Origin of the sequence: Sinomonas albida (assembly GCF_004919045.1) — a bacterium.
GTDB lineage: Bacteria > Actinomycetota > Actinomycetes > Actinomycetales > Micrococcaceae > Sinomonas > Sinomonas albida.
The window spans coordinates 35,602-51,330 of the sequence record NZ_SWDW01000018.1 but is presented as its reverse complement, the minus strand read 5'-3'; the positions used below and the strand labels follow the sequence as shown (position 1 = coordinate 51,330).

The following is a 15,729-nucleotide window of genomic DNA, read 5'->3' as shown; positions in this document are numbered from 1 at the left end:
GCCAGCCTACTTTCCTGGGCGGGGGAAGGACGGTCCGTGACCCTCGAGGACCTCGGGATGCTCGAGCGCGTACCGCCGCAGGCCGCCCTTCTTGGGGACCTTGACCGGATACGGCCAGCGCGGCCCGAGCGAGTCCCCGAGCGTGACGCCCCGCAGCTTGCGGCCGATGAGCGGGACCACCCAGTCGTTCATCCACTGCCGCTGGGCGTTGACCCACTCGAGCGTGCTGCGCGGCGCGAGCGGCTCCCAGTCGATCTCCTTGAACGAGGTGGGGACGCCCAGGTGGGCCAGGACCTGCCGGGCCAAGAACTTGTGCCCCGCGGTGGACATGTGCAGCCGATCCGAATCCCACATGCGCTTGTCGTTGTATTCGTCGAAGCACCAGTAGTCCACGAGCACGGCACCGTGCTCGCGGGCGAGCTCCCGGACCCGCGCGTTGTACTGCCAGTTCCTGCGTCGCAGCGGCTCGAGAAGCGGATTGACCTTGATGTCGTAGCCCGTGAACAGCACGAGCGTGGCCTCAGTCTCCGCGAGACGGCCCACGAGCCCGGAGTACTCCTCGAGGAGCCGGTCCATGTCCGTGCCGACATCGAGGATGTCGTTGCCGCCGGCGTAGAGCGTCACGAGCGTCGGCTCGAGGGCGATCGCCGGTTCGAGCTGGTCGTCGATGATCTGCCGGAGCCGCTTCGACCGCACGGCGAGGTTGGCGTACTCCCAGCCCTTCTGGTTCTTGGCTAGCTTCTCGGCAACCCTGTCGGCCCAGCCTCTGACCCCGTTGGGCAGCCCCGGATGCGGGTCGCCCACGCCCTCGGTGAAGGAGTCCCCGAGGGCGACATACCGCCGTCGACCGCTGTCACCCACGATCGCACTCTAAGAAGCCCCGGCCACGCCGCGGCAACACTCCGGCGACGAGCAGGTAAACGCTTGCGGGGTCCCTGCCACTCCGTTGCGGGGTCCCTGCCACCCAGTTGCGGGGTCCCTGCCACCCAGTTGCGGGGTCCCTGGCACTCCGTTGCGGGGTCCCTGGCACCCAGTTGCGGGGTCCCTGGCAGGACCCAGACCCCACAACACGCCGGACGAGACCCCGCAACACGAGGGACGGGACCCCACAACACGAGGGACGGGACCCCACAACACGAAGGACGGGACCCCACAACACGAGGGGTGGGGGGCTGTGGGGGCTACTTGACGCAGGGAATCCCGCCGCCGAAGAGCGACGACGACCAGTCGCCGGCGTCGTACGAGCCGGTGCCTGAGGGCGAGGGCTGCGGCGCGGCCTGGCCCGAGCCGTTCGCCGGAGCCTGGCCCGAGCCGTTCGCCGGAGCCTGGCCCGAGCCCTTCGCGGGCGCGGTCTGCTTGGGCGCCTGCTGAGCCGGGGCCTGCTGTGCCGGTGCCTGCTGAGCTGGCGCCTGGCTCTGGGCAGGCGCGGGGGCCGCGCTCGTCGAGGGCTGCGGCGAGAAGAGCTCCGCGACCTGTGCCTGAATCGCGTTCTTGTCCACGATGTTGACCGACTCGCCGGTGTCAGACCAGCCGAAGTCCACGATCGGCAGCGTCACGAACTTCGTCTTGTTGTCCGTGAGCTGCTTGGCCTTGAGCCCGAAGTCGATGAGGTTGAGCGACTGGTCCACGGCCATCTTGTCCTTGAGCGCGCCGATGATGCCCTGCATCTTGCCCAGGTCCGTGAACGTGCCCTTCTGCTTGAGCTGCGTCGCGAGGGACGAAATGAACGCCTGCTGCCGCCGGGCTCGGTCGAGGTCGGTGAGCGAGACGCCCGTGCCGGAGGTATCGCGCCGCTGCCGCACGAACGCCACGGCCTGCTGCGCGTTGAGCTGCTGCTGCCCGGCCTTGAAGTCGGCCCCGGAGAACGAATCCTTCGTGGCCTCCTGGAGGCACACGGTGATCGGCGCGACGGCCTTCGCGACCGAGAGGAACGCGGCCATGGTGACCTCGACGAAGTGGTCCACCTTGACGTTGAGGAAGTTCTGGACGGTCTGGATCTCGGCCTTGCGGCCCGCGTCCCGCGCCTCCTGGTAGATGTCGGAGTCGCTCTTGCCCTGCGAATCGGCCTTGAGCTTCTTCATGGCCTCGTCCATGGCGTAGCCATAGGCCTGCTTGACCTTGCCCTGCTTCACGCCGTCCGGCGCGCCCGCGAGATCGACGTAGTCGTCACGCGGGATCGAGATGATCGTCGCGGTGCTGCCGTCCTTCGGGACGTGCAGGAGCATGAGCACGTTGCTGTTGTAGCCGCCGTCGTCCGAGCTGCCGGAGTGCAGCGCGTCGTAGTCCTCCTGGCTCAGGGCGTTGCCATTCTCGTCGAGGCGGCTGTCGAGACCCATGAGGAGGATGTTGACGTCCTGGTCGAGGCCCGCCCCGCCGTCGAGGGCCTGCGAGCGCTTGATGCCGTTCTCGATGCCCCAGTACGTGGTGAGGGCGAAGATCCCGCCGCCCAGCACGAGGGCGGCGACGAGCACGATCGAGATCGCGACAAACCGACGCCGGAGGAACTTCCGGCGGCGATCCCGGGCGATGAGCTGCCCGTACAAGTTGTGCCACGGCGTTGCGCCGGTGGTCTGGCTGCTGGCCTCACGGGCTTCGGGCGACGGCCGCATGCGGCTCCCTTGGGTCGGCGGTCAGGACGGCCGCGCGCCGCGCAATACAGCGCGCGGGGCTACGTTACCCGAGAAGTCTCCAATTTTGCTGGACACGCGCGGCGCGCGGGCGAAAATCGCGCCTACTTCGCAAGCGGACGAGGACGGCGACCGCCACCACCGCGACCCCCACCAGGGCGGTCGTGGCGAGCACGCCGGCCGCCGCACCCGGCGTCCCGAGGAGGACGGCGGCGCCCAGCCCCGCGACGAGCGCGGCGAGCGCGGTCTCCCCCGCGACGGCAGCGACCGCGCGCGCCACGAAGTCGGCGACGCGGCGAGCGTCGGCCCCGAACGTGGGGTGCGCGGCGCGAGCGTCGACGAGGTGGAGCGCCTGGAGGTCGCGCGCTAGGAGCGCGGCCACGGCGGCGACGACGGCGAGCAGCACCGCGGGCGCGGCGAGGACGACGGCGGGGCGGCGGCCCGCGGCGAGAGCGGAGACGACGGCGGTGATGAACAGCATGACGGAAACCTCGGGCGAAGATCTGGCTTCGGCGCGAGAAGCGGGACCCGGGCGGATCCACAGCGAACCTCTCCTCGTAAGACCTTCGGCACTTCGCGTCGTGACCCTGCCTGAGCAGGGAGCCAATCGGAACCGCCCCTTAATCCGGAGCGATCTGTCCTAACCCTTGGCGTCTCTCGACGTTCCGGGTCGCTGGCCTGTATCCGCGAAGGAGCCTCAGCTAACAAGCGGCGCCTTGCGCGTTAAACCATAGCCCAAGCCCTCCGAGGGCTCCAAGACCGGCTCCGTGTGAGCTTGCCTACAGCGCGATCTCACTACACCTGCGCGCGCAGCACGATGTCCACGGGATTCGCCTGCGAGACCGGTCCCCGGCCTCCAGCCCCCGCGACAGCCGCCTCGAGGAGGCCCGAGCGGTTGGTGCGCTTGTCCCGCAGGATCTCCGTGACGGAGCCGAGGTGCCGCGAGAGGTCGATGACGTTCTCGGGCGCCGCGAGCAGGAGCTGGAAGCCGAACTCGTGGAGCGCCGAGATGCCGGCGCCCGCGAACTCCTCGGACGCGAGCACGAACGCCTCGTCCATCATGACCGTCCCGTAGGTCGTGAAGCCCTGCTCGGCAATCCCGAGCTGGTAGCTGAGGGCGGCGGCCATGATGAAGGCCGTGAACCGTTGCCGCTCGCCGCCGGACATACTTCCGGTGTCAGAGTGGACGAACACCTCGTCGCGCGGCTCCCCGTTCGGGCCGTCCCCGGTGCCCGTTCCGATGCGGTGCTCCTTGCAGGAAATGAACACGTGGGTTCGGACGTCGAGCACGTCGGCACGCCAGCGCCGATCCTCCGGACTCGGCGAGCCGAGCCGCTTCACGAGGGTCTCGAGCGTCTTGTAGCGCGCGGCGAGGGGATCCTCGCCGGCCGCGGACCCGGAAGGCGCGGCGCCGCCGTCGTGCTTCTCCCCGCCCGCGTGCCGGGACTTGAGCGCCGAGACGATCGCGTCCTTGAACTGCCGGGCGGACGCCGGGACAGTCTGCTTGATGTCGAGCTCGAGATAGCTGCCCTCGTGGAAGCCGACCCCGCCCAGGATGCCGTTGAGTGGCAGGATCCGGGCCGAGATCGCGCGGCGCTCCTCGTCGAGGAGATGAAGGAGCGTGCTGAAGGATTCGTGCGTGCGCTGCTGGAAGAAGCGGCGGAACTCGGCCTCCTGCGCGGGCAGCCCCTCCGAGACGATCCCGTGGTACCGGGCCTCGAACGCCGGCGCGGCCGCGACGCTCGTGCCGTGGTCCGCGGAGACCCCGGGTCCCCATTCGCGCTCGAACGACTCGAAGAGCCGCGTGAGCCGTTCGGCGGCGACCTGGCCGCGGGCGTCGGCGGCGTGCAGCTCCTCGAGGAGGCGTGTGCGGGCGTCCGCCGCGAGGACGTCGAGTCCGTGCAGGTCGGCGAGCTCGGCGGCACCCTCGAAATAGGGCGCGAGGGCGGCGGCGTCGTCGTCCGACGGCGGGGCCCCCGCGAGCTGGGCCCGCGCACCCTCGAGGAGGCGCCCGGCGGCGTTCGCCGCGGCGTCGAGGTGTCGGTGCTCGCTCTGGAGGACGGCCGCGGCCTCGGTCGAGGCCTGGTGCTCGGCACGAGCGGCCTCGACCTTCGCCCGGAGCGGCTCGAGGTCGGCCTGCGCGGCGCGCGCGTCCCCGAGCCTCTGCTCGGCGCGGCGGAGCTCGTCCTCGGCGACCGCGGCCGAAACCTCCTCCCACGCGCGCGCGTCCGCCGCGACGCGGCGCAGCGCGTCGAGCCGGCGGGCCATGCCCTGATGCGAGTCCTCGCTCGCCTGGGCCGCGTCGGCCGCCCGGGCGAGGGTGCCCTCGAGCTCCGAGATGCGGGCGTTGAGGTCCTCGATCTTGGCCGCGTTGTCGAAGCCGAGCACCCAGTCCTGGCGGGACGCGAAGCGGTCGTCCTTCTCGACCGTGCCGCGGTGGCGCTTGACCACGCCGCCCAGGCTGAGCCCGCGATCCAGACCGGCGAGCTCGCCCGGGTCCTCGACGCACGGGTACGCGAAGTCCACGGCGATGCGCTCGCGGACGTACGTCCCGGCGTCGTGCCCTCCCGAGCCCTCCAAGATCTCGAGCTTCGTGAGGAGGTCGTCGCCGCGCACGTCGTCGAGGGCCGCGGCAGCGCCGGGCACGGGCACAGAAAGGTCGACGGCGCGCAGTGCACCGCGGATCGCGTGCTCGTCGAGATAGCGGGTCACGGCGGCAAAATGCTCGCCGGGCACGAGGAGCGTCGTCGCGAGCGAGCGGAGCGCGCGCTCCGCTGCGGGGCGCCAGCGCTCCTCGCCTTCCGCGAGGTCGATGAGCTCGCCGGCGAACGGCATGGCGTCCTCGGGGACGCCCGTCGCCGCGGCGATCGCGGTCCGGTTCTCGACGGCCGACGGCGGGAGAAGACTCTTGCGCGCGGCCATCGACTGGAGTTCTCCACGGGCTGCGGCGAGATCGCGCTTGGCCGCCGCGTGGGCGTCGAACGCCTCGAAGCGGGCCTCCCGGAGCGCGGCCGAATCGCCCTCGAGCGACTCCGTGGCGCGCGCCGCCTCCTCGTGGGCCGCCGCCCAGCCCTCCGCGGTCCACGGGAGCTGCAGGCCGGCGTCGTCCAGTCCCTGCCGCGCCGCCGCCTCGACTTCGCGCCGCAGCCGCAGGCCCACCCGGGCGTTCTCGGCGTGCTGCTCGAGGGCGCTGATCTGGTTGCCGCCCGCGTTGCTGTACGCGGCCTCGAGGGCGCGGAGCTGCTTCGCGAGCGCGTCGCGGGTCTTCCGCTCGGCCGCGAGCTCCGCGGCCTTGGACTGCGCCGCCTGGGCTGAGCGGGCCGCGACCCGCTCTTGGACGCCCACCGCGTGCTGCTGGCGGACACGTTCGAACGCCTCGCCGGAGAGATCCCGGAGGCGGTTCGCGTCGAGGAGGGCCTCGGCATACTGCTGGTTGAGCCCGGGCACGGGGGCGAGCTGGTCCCGCTGCCCGCGTACGTCCTCGAGCCGCTGCCGGATGGACATGAGGTTGCTGAACTCCTCGACCACCTGGTCCGCGGCGGCGAGCGTCTCCGGCGGGTCCAGGACCTGGTCGCGGAAGAAGCTGTTCACGCTCCCGCCCAGGCCCTTGCCCGCCTGGATGACGCGCAGGAGCGGGAGGGCCTGGTCCGAGGAGATGCCGAGGAGGCGGCGGAAGCGCTCGGCGAAGTTCTTGTGGACGTCGAAGACCTGCGCGCTCGGGAAGAGCGCCTCGAGCGCGCCCCTTGTGAAGCGGCGGTCCGCGAGGCGCTCGATCGCGTGCACGTCGAGAGGCGCCGCGTCGATGAGGTAGAAGCGGCCCAAGCTCGACTCCGTGCCGCCCTTCGGCAGGTCGAACAGGGCCGTGAGCGTGTGGCGCGTGCCTGCCGCGTTGTCGAACGTGAGGGCGATCGCGCTCCACGTCGCGCCGGGGCGCTGGAACGCGCTGGCCTGAGACTCGCCCACCGCGACGTCGCCGACCTTGCCGCGCATGTACGTGAAGGTCGTGCGGCGGTCCTCTGACTGGCCCGTGCGCGCGGCGGCGGCCTCGTTCGAGCGAGGGCGTGCATCGAAGACGCGGGCGATCGCGTCGAAGAGCGTCGACTTGCCCACGCCCGAGTTGCCGGTGAGGAGCGTGCCCGCCCGATCCACGTGCATCGTGTGGGCCCCGTGGAACGTGCCCCAGTTGACGATCTGGACCTGGCTGAGCCGGAACTGGCCCGGGTTGAGCTGGTCGTCGAGCGGGAGCATGGTCGCGATGCTCATTCGAGCCCCTCCTCGTCGGCTTGGTCGAGCGTGGGCTGCGCGCCGTCGTCGTCCGCGTCCTCAGGCGCGGCCCTCCCCGCGCCCGCGCCGGACTCCGCTACGGTCTCGAGGTGCCGCGCGACGTCTCCGATGTTCTCGAACGGCAATGCGAGCGGGAGCGCGTTGGAGATGAGGAAGACGTCGTCGAGCGCCGTGGGGAGGAGGAGCTTGCGGGCCTGCAGCTTCTGGACGGCACGGCCTACGGTGTCGGCGTCGCGCAGGGCGTCCTGCTGGTCGGCGGGCTGATAGTGGGCCACGACGTCGGAGAGCTCCTCGAGCGTGACAGTCGGCTCGGTCTGAGCGGTCGAGTGGCGGTCCAGCAGGAGCCGGAGGCGCAGGACCAGGATCGTTTCGACGCGGCTCAGGGAGCGCTGCTGGCGCAGGATCGTCGAGCGGGAGGCGGTGCCGAGGAGCTCGGGATCCACGGGCCGGACCACCGCGATCTTGCGTTCGTGGTCGATCTGCAGCGTCAGGAAGAGCTCCGAGAGCCGCGAGCGCAGCACGTTCTGGCTGTCGAGGAGCGTGGTCCACACGCGCTCGTCGCGACCGCCGTCGAGGTACGGGCCCTTGAGCAGGCGCACGAGGGCCTGGCGGACGCGCAGCGGGAGGACGCCGGTGTCGCCGTCGTACAGCGCAGCGGCGTTCGCGGGCTCGCGCGGACGATCGTCCGGTTCGGCCTCGCTGGCCGCCTCGATGTCGTGCTCGCTCATGCGTGTCCCCTCTGCTTTCCGGCCTCAATCCGCACCTCGACGGCCGGAACGTAAGCGCGCCGGCCCGAGCCATCCACCTGTTCGAAGTCGAGCGCCTCCCAGGCGTCGCGGCCCTGGCCGCCGCCGAACTCGGCGCCGCGCTGCAGAAGCTCGCCGAGCAGCGCCCGGATCGAGTTGATGTGCCGCTCCTCGGGCGGCAGCTCACGCCACACCGCGCCGGCGGTGACCTGACCGCCGCCGGCGGCAAGGGCGACGTCGAACGCTTGCCTCAGCGCCGCGGCGTCGGCCTTGCCGGTGCGCGCCGAGCGGACGCGATCCCCCTCGCCGAATGCGATGGGTTCGGCAAGTCGCGGGGGCGCAACGTACTCGTCCGGGTCGAACAGCTTGACCATCGCGAGCGAATCGAACTCGGCACCGAAGAGCTCCGGCGCTGACGCGAACGACGCCTGCTCCCGCTGGTACGGGAGCCGCCGGACCGCCTGCTCGGCGCGGCGAATGGCATCGCGCAGGCGCACGGACTGGCGGAAGTCGTCGCTCTGCACGTACGTGTTGAGGCTCTCCGACAGCTTGCCGTAGATGCCCTGGATTTCGGCGTGCTGGTCGCGCAGCTCGGCGACGAGGTGGCGGAGCGTCTGGCGCTCCTCCGCGTCGAGTCGGTCGGCGAACTCGCGCGACAGGACCTCAGCGATGGCCGAGCGGAAGCGAAGCTGTTGCTCGGGGTTCTCGAGAAACGCCGTGAAGGATCGAAACGTGCGGCCCTCGCTCGACTCGCGCAGCCGCCGGTCCGCCTCGAGGACCTGCGCCATCGTGGCGCCCTTGCTGAGCGACTCCTCGATGATCTGGTTGCGGAGCTGGCCCACCGACTCCTCGATGCGGTCGCGCATGCGCTTGAAGTCGGCTGGAAGGCCGGCCGCGAGGTCGAGGATGTTCTCGGCGGCCTCGACCGCGTTGTCGGCCTCGAGTGCCGCGCCGAGCTCGCCCGTCTCGAGGCCGCGGATCATTTCGCGCCGCTCGCCGATCTCCGCTTCGAGGGCCTCGACGCGCGCGCTCGCGTCCGGATTCGTCTCCTGGGCCAGCTTCTCGACGTCGGAGAGGAGCGTTCCGAGTCGCGATCCGGTCAGGGTCGAGCGCTCCGACGAGAGGGAGTCGAGGAACGCGAGGACGCGGGCCGCTGCCTCGGTGAGCTCGTAGGCGATCCGGCCTCCCTGCGCGCGCCGGGCCAAGAACCGGCGGCGCGTCCAGTCGTCTGCGACGAGCCTGCCGCTCAGGGCGCCCGCAGTCGGGGACGCGCCGATGGACTCGTCCCGGGCGCGAAGCTCGGCGAGGAACTGGTCGAGCTCGTCGTGGAACGTCTCGAGTTCGACGTGCGGGCGGTTGCGGGTGAACGCCGTCTGCAGCGCCGCGATGACCCACGGTGCCGAACGGGTGAGAGCCCAGGCCGGGCCCTTCGTGAGGACCTCGAGCTCGGCGAGGCGAGAGAGCATCGCCGACGTGCTGGGGGCTGCAGGGGCCGTTCGGCTGGTACCGGCCCTGGCTGTTCCGGCCGCGCCGGCCCGGCCGATCCCGACACCTGCGCGCACCACGGGAGGGTTCGGGCGAGGCGAAGCGGATTCTGGCACGGCAGTCCACTTTACCGGGGCGATTCGCCGAAACCGGAGTCAATCGCCGAGACCGCAGGTCACACCCTCCGGTCTCGTCCGTCGACTCCGGTTTCGGTGCAAGATCAAGCAGCGGCCGCGGCGAGGACCGACGCGATGCGTGCTCTCAATGCGACCTCGTCGAAGAGGTCCCTCCACTCGATCCGGAGCAGAACCCAACCGTCCTCGAGGAGCGCCCTTTCACGCTTGCGCTCGCGGACGAGCACCTCAGCCGTGGGGCCGTAGGCAAAGTACTTGACGTCGCCGTCGAACTCGAGCCCCACCTTCAACTTCACCCAGGCGAAATCGAGACGGTAGAGACCGCGTCGGGTCGAGACTTCAACCTGTTGCTCCGGCATCTCGAATGGCATGAGGCTCAAAAGGTAGCGGAGAAGACTCTCCCCTGGCGACTCACTCAACGCCGACGCGAGTGCCCAAGCCGCTCGAGCAGTCCGGATCCCGCGCTTGCCTTCGGCCTCGTCAAGGAGCGCATCGACCCGGCCGCGATCGATACCGAGCCGCAGGCCGTGGTCCATGACGATCTGCGCTTGACCACGCCGGAGCATCCGCGACGAGTCGACAACGGTTCGTTCCAAACTTGTGGAAGGAAGTCCGCGCACTACGCTGAGGTCTTCTTCGCCGAGCGCCGTCGAGTGCACCCGGACATCGACTGCGTGCGCGTTCCTCCTCGGGGCGCACGGCATGGTGAGGTGAATGAGCTCATCGACATTCCACAAATGGATCCCGTGCAAACGGGCCGCGCTGAGGTGGCTGTAGGCGAAGCCCGCCTCCCGGCGCAGCAGCGCAGCCTCATGATGCGCCATAAGGGCCCCGAGGTGGCGCTCTTCGCGCGAGAGTTCCGCCCACGCCTTCGCCCCGTAGTAGGCGCCGCGGCGGATCCTCACGAGAACGCCCTGCTGGGCGAGCCGATCGGCTGCCTTGGCGGAACCGAGCCGGTCGGCAAGGTCCCGGGCGAGCCACGGTCCGGGATGCGGCAGGGGGAGGTCCATAGCCCGAATGTCGCAGCCAGAGGTATCCCGCGGCCACCGCGCTCGGCGCTATGTGGATTACTCCAACCGTTCGCCTAGCGAATCCGGAGCAAAGCTCCCGAAACCTCAGGTAAAACCCTCCGGTCTCGTCCCTTTTGTCCGGTCTCGGCGATTCGCCGCCGGCCGGGAACCTCCACCTCCGTTCCCCCGTTGGGCGAGGTAGCCTGAGTCCGAGGCAGGGCACCGAAAAAGGAGACCCCAGATGAGCACCCCTCTGACCCCTCCAGACCCCACTGAAGAGGACCTCGTGCTGCAGGCCTCGGATGCTGCGCCGGTCGTCAAGGAAGAGGACGCGCCGGGCATGGTCCCCGTGGCCGCGGACCGGCAGGCGCAGATCGCGCAGCAGGCGAAGGCGTGGGTGTCCGAGGTCGCGGCGCTGGACTCGCGCAGCCCGGAGTTCGCGCGCAAGGTGGAAGGCCTCAACCGGGTGGGCGGCCGCGAGATCATCGCGTCGTCGGACGCGTCGGGCCGGCTCCTGGACCGCGCGTCGACGTCGATCCGCGGCGCCAAGAAGTCCGGCGACACCGCCCAGACCTACGTCGCCTCGACGCTCGGCGAGCTCCGCCAGACCGTGGAGAGCCTGACCCCGAACCGCGCCGACCTCGGAACAGGCCGCAAGATCCTCGGCTTCGTGCCGGGTGGCAACAAGGTCGCGAAGTACTTCCAGCGCTACGAATCGGCCCAGACGCAGCTCGACCGCATCATCAAGGCCCTCATGTCCGGCCAGGACGAGCTGCTCCGCGACAACGCGTCCCTCGCGCAGGAGAAGTCGAACCTGTGGGAGGTCATGCAGCAGCTCTCCGAGTACGCCGTGTTCGCCCAGGAGCTCGACGACGCCACGGTGCAGAAGATCGCCGAGGTCCGCGCGCAGGGCCAGACCGAGCACGCGCAGCAGCTCGAGGCCGACGTCCTTTTCCCCGTGCGCCAGCGCCGCCAGGACATCCTCACGCAGCTCGCGGTCTCAGTGCAGGGCTACCTCGCGATCGACGTCATCCGGAAGAACAACAACGAGCTCATCAAGGGCGTTGACCGCGCGCGGGCCACGACCGTCTCGGCCCTGCGCACGGCCGTCATCACGGCGCAGGCGCTGTCGAACCAGAAGCTCGTGCTCGACCAGATCGACGCCATCAACACCACGACCAACGCGATGATCCTCAAGACCTCGGAGATGCTCAAGGAGCAGACGGGCCGCATCCACCAGCAGGCCACGAGCTCGGGCGTGTCCGTCGAGACCCTCGAGCGGGCCTTCGCGAACCTGTACCAGACCATGGACGCGATCGACACCTTCCGCTCCCAGGCAGCCAAGAGCATGGAGAGCACGGTCCACGCCCTCGAGACGGGCCTTGAGAAGGCCCGACCGCACATCGAGCGCGTGCGCCGGCAAGAGGGCGGGAGCGCAGGCTAGCGGCACCCGGGCCTCGCCACCTCAGCGAACGACGGCGGGCGGCGCCACCTCAGCGAACGACCGCGGGCCCGGAACCTCAGCGAACGACGGCGGGCCTCGCCACCTCAGCGAACGACGGCGGGCCTCGCCACCGCCCGGCCCCCTGGCCCCCACGAGCCGCAGGGCCCTCAGTCCCAGTCGTCGCCTTCCTCGTCGCCGTCGGGCGCCTCGAACGCGTCGTAGACGGCATCGAGGGCGGCGGCGGGGACGTCAGCGAGCCCGCCACTCAGGTCGGCAAGACCGAGCGCGGCAAGCTCCCGCAGCTCGTCGAGCAGCCGGATCGAAACGGTCTGAAGGGCGCCGGGATCGGAATCCCCGGGGGCCTCGATCGCGAGGTCCTCGACGGCGGCGAGCGGCAGGGGGTCCTCGAGCACGGCGCGCTGCAGGATGGTCATGAGCCCTGCCCCCACCGACTCGCCCTGCGGACCAGCGCCCGCCTCGTTGCAAGTGACGATGACGAACTCGGTCGCGAGGAACTGCGCCTCGAGCCGGCCCAGGGCGTCGCCCGTGCCGAGCCGCGCGGCGTCCTCGCCGAGGCGGACGGTGCTCCCGCCGTCGTCGGCCGCGCGCCGCTCCTCGACCTCGACGAGCTCCGCGTTGCGCAGGCTCTCCCACAGCCGGCCGAGCCGCCGCGCGGGGTCGGCCGCGCCGCGGCCCACCAGCTCGGCGGCTTCAACCGCCTCGGCTGGCGTCAGCGCGCCGTCGGACGTTACCGGCCGGCCCTCGCCAACCCAGTCGAGGAGCGCCCGCGCGTGCTGCACGAGGGGCGCCGCCGTCGCGAACGCGAGCGCTTCCTCCTCGCTCGGCGCCCGCCGCGACGCGCCCGCGCCGGGACTCGCGTCGACGATCCCGCCCACGGACTCGGCCTCGGCGTCGAGCAGCTCGCTCACCTCTGCGAGGTCCTCGGCCGAGCCCTCCCACCGTCCGGTCTCCTCGAGGAAGCTGACCCAGTCGATCAGGGTGCCGATGAGGTAGCGGAGGTCGTCCATGTCGTCGGTGTCGAGGTAATCGTCAAGCGCGTCAGCCACGGACCGCGGGTCGATCCGGAGGCTCGCGGCGGGGCCGTCGCCCGCGCCGAGGAGGAACAGGAAGTACTTGACGCTGTCGAGCTGCCCGAGCGCGAAGGCCGTGAAGTCGGCCTGGGCAGCGGGGTCGGGCTCCTCCTCGGCGGCGGTACCGGCGGCCCAGACCGCGTAGTCGTCGGCGAGGCCGTCCACGAGGGTCCCGATGCGCCGGCGCTGCCGGTCCGCGGGGCTCGTGGACTTTCCCTTGGGCTTGCGGGTGCGGCTCTTCGGCATGCCAAGAGGTTACGCCACGCGCGGCTCTGAGGAGCCCTCAGGCCGCCACTCGCGGGATGCGACGGTCGGCGAGGGTCATGACGAGCACGGCGCCGCCGATCCCCGAGAGGACCCAGGCGAGCGAGTGGAATCCCGGGTCCGTCGCCCGGGCGCCGAACACGAGCCCGATGAGGCTCGACGAGAAGATCGCACCCATGTAGCTGAACGTGCGGTAGAGGCCCGCGGCCACGGCGATCCCGTCCGCGGGCGACTGCATATACAGCGCCGTCTGGTTCGCGAATCCCCCGAAGCCGTTCATGAGCCCGAGGAGGCTCGTCATGAGCACGAGCACGGCGATGGACGTCGAGCCGTTCGCTGAGACCATCATGACGGCCGTTGCGAGGAACGCGAGGCCCGCAAGGACCAGCGGCATGCGGACCCATCCGCGCAGCGAGACGAGCCGCGCCACGACGATGCTCACGAGCGAGAGCGGCACCATGACGATCCCGACCACCTCGGGCGTGAGCCCTCGGCCCTGCTCCATCCACTGGCTCATCCCGTACATGCACGCATACATGCCGAGGCCCACGAGGAGCTGCCGCGTGTAGGTCCGCTGGAGCGGGCCGTTGCTCGCGAGCGCACGGACGTCGATGAGCGGGCTCGAGGCGTGCCGCTCGCGCCACACGAACACCCCTCCGACCACGACCGCGCACGCGCCGAGCCACCAGGCGGGGTCGCCGAGCCCCGAGAGGAAGACGAGGAGCGCGGCGACGGCACCCCCGAACAGCGCGACGCCGGGCAGGTCGAGCAAGCGCACGAGCTCGCGCCACGGCCCCGAGGGGCGCGGCGCATCGCGTTCGACGCCGACGAGGGTCGCCGCGAGCGTCACAAGCGCGAGCGGGATGTTGACGCTGAACAGCGCGCGCCACCCGAGCGTGCCCACGAGGATCCCGCCGAGCGGAAGTCCGACGACGACCGTCACCTGTGCGGCGATCGAAAACGCCCCAAGCACGCGGCTGGGGACGCCGACGCTCAGGCGATCGGCCCGGGCGCGGACCATGGCCATGGCGGTCGGATAGGCGGCCGACGTGCCGATCCCGATGAGCGCGCGCGAGGCGAGCAGGAACCCGAACGACGGCGCGAGCGCACCGACGATTCCCGCCGCGAGCAGGATGAGGATCCCCGCGATGAACACGCGCCGCGGGCCGAACAGCGAGGCGAGCTTGCCCATGGTCGGCTGCATGACCGAGCTGAACAGGTACAGGACCGAGATGAGCGAGGCCGTCTGGCCCGGCCCGAGATGGAACTCGGTTCCGATGCCCACGAGCCCGGTCGCGATCATCGAGCTGTTGATCGGGTTGAGCGTCGAGCCGAGGAGGAGCGGCCCGAGGTACCGGAAGCCGAAGGGGCGGTCGGCCCGAGTTCCGCCTTGCTGATGAGCTACTCCCGGCTGAGGCTCGCCCTGCTGAGTTCCGCCCGGCTGAGCTCCTCCCTGCCGAGCCCCTCCCGGCGTCGCGCGTTGCGCCCCGCTCACGCCCGCTCGGAGAGTGCCGCGAGCACGTCCTCCGTCGAGGCGACCTCGCCGAGGCGGGGGAAGATCGTCGTCGTCGTGTGGACGTGCGAGGCCGGGGTGAGGTCGGACATCGCGTCGATCGCGAACGTCACGTTGTAGCCGAGATCGTAGGCGTAGCGGGCCGTCGACTCGACGCCGATGCTGGTCGCGATCCCGGTGAACACGATCTGGCTCACGCCGCGGTCGCGGAGGATCGCGTCGAGGTCAGTTGTGGCGAACGCGCCAATGCTGCGCTTCGTGACGACCACGTCGTCCGGGGAGGTGTTGAGGCCGTCGGCGATCGCGAAGAAGTCGGCAGGGACGTCGCCCGGGACGCGGCGCGGGGCGTCGGTGCGGCCCGCGGGCGCGCCCGCGACGTTGACGAGGACCACGGGGAGGCCGTGCGCCCGGAACGCGCCGGCGAGCGCCTTCGAGCGCTCGACGACGTCGGCGAACCGTGGCAGGTCCGAAGGCTCCTGCGGCCTGTTCACGATCCCGTTCTGGAGGTCGATCACGACGAGGGCGGTCTGGGGGTCGATCGCGGAGAGAGGCATGAGGCTCCTTGGTTCGGCGGTGGGTGATGAAGGGCTAGGGCGGCGTCAGTCCGCCTCGGCGACCCGGGCGAGCAGGGCGATCGCCTCGCGCACCCGATCGAGCTCGGCTGGCGCCAGTTCGCGCTCGAGCACGCGCTGGAGCCAGTCCTGGCGGAGGCTTCGGTTCGTCGCGACGGCCTCGCGCGCCGCCGCGGTCAGCGAGATCACGGTCTTGCGGCCGTCGGCGGGGTCTGGGTCGCGACGCACGAGCCCGGTCTCCTCGAGCGACGCGACGGTGGCCCCCATCGATTGGGGGCGCACCCCCTCCGCGCGGGCCAGGTCGCTCACGGTGCCCGGGCCCTCGCGATCGAGGCGCGAGAGCACGTTGAGCTGCGAGCGCGTCAGGTCGCCGAAGTCGGCCTGCTGGCGGAGGCGGCGGTTGAGCCGCCCGAGGACGCCGCGGAGCTCAGCCGCGACCGTTGCCGCCTGCGAGCCGAGCTCCTGCCTTGTGGTCATGCCCCCATCAGAACACATATGAAGGTATCTGTACAGTTTCCTTCATAGTTTTGGATCCCGCGGCCAGCGCCGTCCCAGCCTC

General features: G+C 70.9%; 12 protein-coding genes and 1 riboswitch. Of the genes, 1 reads left to right on the top strand and 11 read right to left on the bottom strand.

Annotation, left to right across the window (positions count from 1 at the left end):
* Nucleotides 1-6: 6 nt before the first annotated feature.
* The 7 genes from E6A26_RS15990 to E6A26_RS15960 form a co-directional block, all read right to left on the bottom strand.
* Nucleotides 7-864, bottom strand: a complete 858-nt coding sequence (locus E6A26_RS15990; protein WP_136612194.1) for an SGNH/GDSL hydrolase family protein — start codon at nucleotides 862-864, stop codon at nucleotides 7-9.
* Nucleotides 865-1,181: 317 nt separating this feature from the next.
* On the bottom strand, nucleotides 1,182-2,609 hold the full coding sequence (locus E6A26_RS15985; RefSeq protein ID WP_136612193.1) for an LCP family protein: 1,428 nt from the start codon (nucleotides 2,607-2,609) through the stop codon (nucleotides 1,182-1,184).
* A gap of 64 nt (nucleotides 2,610-2,673) precedes the next feature.
* Entirely contained in the window at nucleotides 2,674-3,108 is a 435-nt protein-coding gene (locus tag E6A26_RS15980; RefSeq protein ID WP_136612192.1) for a hypothetical protein, read from the bottom strand.
* A gap of 63 nt (nucleotides 3,109-3,171) precedes the next feature.
* Nucleotides 3,172-3,343, bottom strand: a riboswitch (M-box (ykoK) riboswitch).
* 79 nt (nucleotides 3,344-3,422) lie between these two features.
* The gene (locus E6A26_RS15975; RefSeq protein WP_136612191.1) at nucleotides 3,423-6,890 is read right to left on the bottom strand and encodes an ATP-binding protein; all 3,468 of its coding nucleotides are present in this window, start codon (nucleotides 6,888-6,890) and stop codon (nucleotides 3,423-3,425) included.
* Nucleotides 6,887-7,639 carry a DUF4194 domain-containing protein gene (locus E6A26_RS15970; protein ID WP_136612190.1) on the bottom strand — a complete coding sequence of 251 codons (753 nt, stop codon included), beginning with the start codon at nucleotides 7,637-7,639 and terminating at the stop codon, nucleotides 6,887-6,889. Before E6A26_RS15970 ends, E6A26_RS15975 begins: the two co-directional genes overlap by 4 nt.
* Nucleotides 7,636-9,123, bottom strand: a complete 1,488-nt coding sequence (locus tag E6A26_RS15965; RefSeq protein ID WP_136612213.1) for a DUF3375 family protein — start codon at nucleotides 9,121-9,123, stop codon at nucleotides 7,636-7,638. Before E6A26_RS15965 ends, E6A26_RS15970 begins: the two co-directional genes overlap by 4 nt.
* Before the next feature lie 239 nt (nucleotides 9,124-9,362).
* Complete coding sequence (locus E6A26_RS15960) at nucleotides 9,363-10,286, bottom strand: hypothetical protein (RefSeq protein WP_136612189.1); 924 nt, start codon at nucleotides 10,284-10,286, stop codon at nucleotides 9,363-9,365.
* 241 nt (nucleotides 10,287-10,527) lie between these two features.
* Here E6A26_RS15960 and E6A26_RS15955 point away from each other — a divergent pair, with 241 nt between their 5' ends.
* On the top strand, nucleotides 10,528-11,730 hold the full coding sequence (locus E6A26_RS15955; RefSeq protein WP_136612188.1) for a toxic anion resistance protein: 1,203 nt from the start codon (nucleotides 10,528-10,530) through the stop codon (nucleotides 11,728-11,730).
* A 167-nt stretch (nucleotides 11,731-11,897) separates the two neighbouring features.
* Here the strand turns inward: E6A26_RS15955 and E6A26_RS15950 are convergent, their stop codons facing one another.
* Genes E6A26_RS15950 through E6A26_RS15935 form a run of 4 tightly spaced genes read right to left on the bottom strand, consistent with a single transcriptional unit; the run spans nucleotide 11,898 to nucleotide 15,647 of the window.
* Nucleotides 11,898-13,067, bottom strand: coding sequence for a hypothetical protein (locus tag E6A26_RS15950; protein ID WP_136612187.1), 1,170 nt, complete (start codon nucleotides 13,065-13,067; stop codon nucleotides 11,898-11,900).
* A gap of 37 nt (nucleotides 13,068-13,104) precedes the next feature.
* A complete protein-coding gene (locus tag E6A26_RS15945; protein WP_211129192.1) occupies nucleotides 13,105-14,580 on the bottom strand; it encodes an MFS transporter in 1,476 nt (491 codons plus the stop codon).
* Nucleotides 14,577-15,152: an isochorismatase family protein gene (locus E6A26_RS15940; protein WP_136612186.1), complete on the bottom strand. Its 576-nt coding sequence runs from the start codon at nucleotides 15,150-15,152 to the stop codon at nucleotides 14,577-14,579. The genes E6A26_RS15945 and E6A26_RS15940 overlap by 4 nt, the downstream gene beginning before the upstream one ends.
* Before the next feature lie 45 nt (nucleotides 15,153-15,197).
* The gene (locus E6A26_RS15935) at nucleotides 15,198-15,647 is read right to left on the bottom strand and encodes a MarR family winged helix-turn-helix transcriptional regulator (RefSeq protein WP_136612185.1); all 450 of its coding nucleotides are present in this window, start codon (nucleotides 15,645-15,647) and stop codon (nucleotides 15,198-15,200) included.
* Between the last annotated feature and the right edge of the window lie 82 nt (nucleotides 15,648-15,729).

Bases quoted from the DNA above. Each gene is read 5' to 3' on its own strand.
- E6A26_RS15985 (WP_136612193.1), bottom strand. From the start codon at position 2,609: ATGCGGCCGTCGCCCGAAGCCCGTGAGGCCAGCAGCCAGACCACCGGC.
- E6A26_RS15980 (WP_136612192.1), bottom strand. From the start codon at position 3,108: ATGCTGTTCATCACCGCCGTCGTCTCCGCTCTCGCCGCGGGCCGCCGC.
- E6A26_RS15975 (WP_136612191.1), bottom strand. From the start codon at position 6,890: ATGAGCATCGCGACCATGCTCCCGCTCGACGACCAGCTCAACCCGGGC.
- E6A26_RS15970 (WP_136612190.1), bottom strand. From the start codon at position 7,639: ATGAGCGAGCACGACATCGAGGCGGCCAGCGAGGCCGAACCGGACGAT.
- E6A26_RS15965 (WP_136612213.1), bottom strand. From the start codon at position 9,123: ATGCTCTCTCGCCTCGCCGAGCTCGAGGTCCTCACGAAGGGCCCGGCC.
- E6A26_RS15960 (WP_136612189.1), bottom strand. From the start codon at position 10,286: ATGGACCTCCCCCTGCCGCATCCCGGACCGTGGCTCGCCCGGGACCTT.
- E6A26_RS15955 (WP_136612188.1), top strand. From the start codon at position 10,528: ATGAGCACCCCTCTGACCCCTCCAGACCCCACTGAAGAGGACCTCGTG.
- E6A26_RS15950 (WP_136612187.1), bottom strand. From the start codon at position 13,067: ATGCCGAAGAGCCGCACCCGCAAGCCCAAGGGAAAGTCCACGAGCCCC.
- E6A26_RS15940 (WP_136612186.1), bottom strand. From the start codon at position 15,152: ATGCCTCTCTCCGCGATCGACCCCCAGACCGCCCTCGTCGTGATCGAC.
- E6A26_RS15935 (WP_136612185.1), bottom strand. From the start codon at position 15,647: ATGACCACAAGGCAGGAGCTCGGCTCGCAGGCGGCAACGGTCGCGGCT.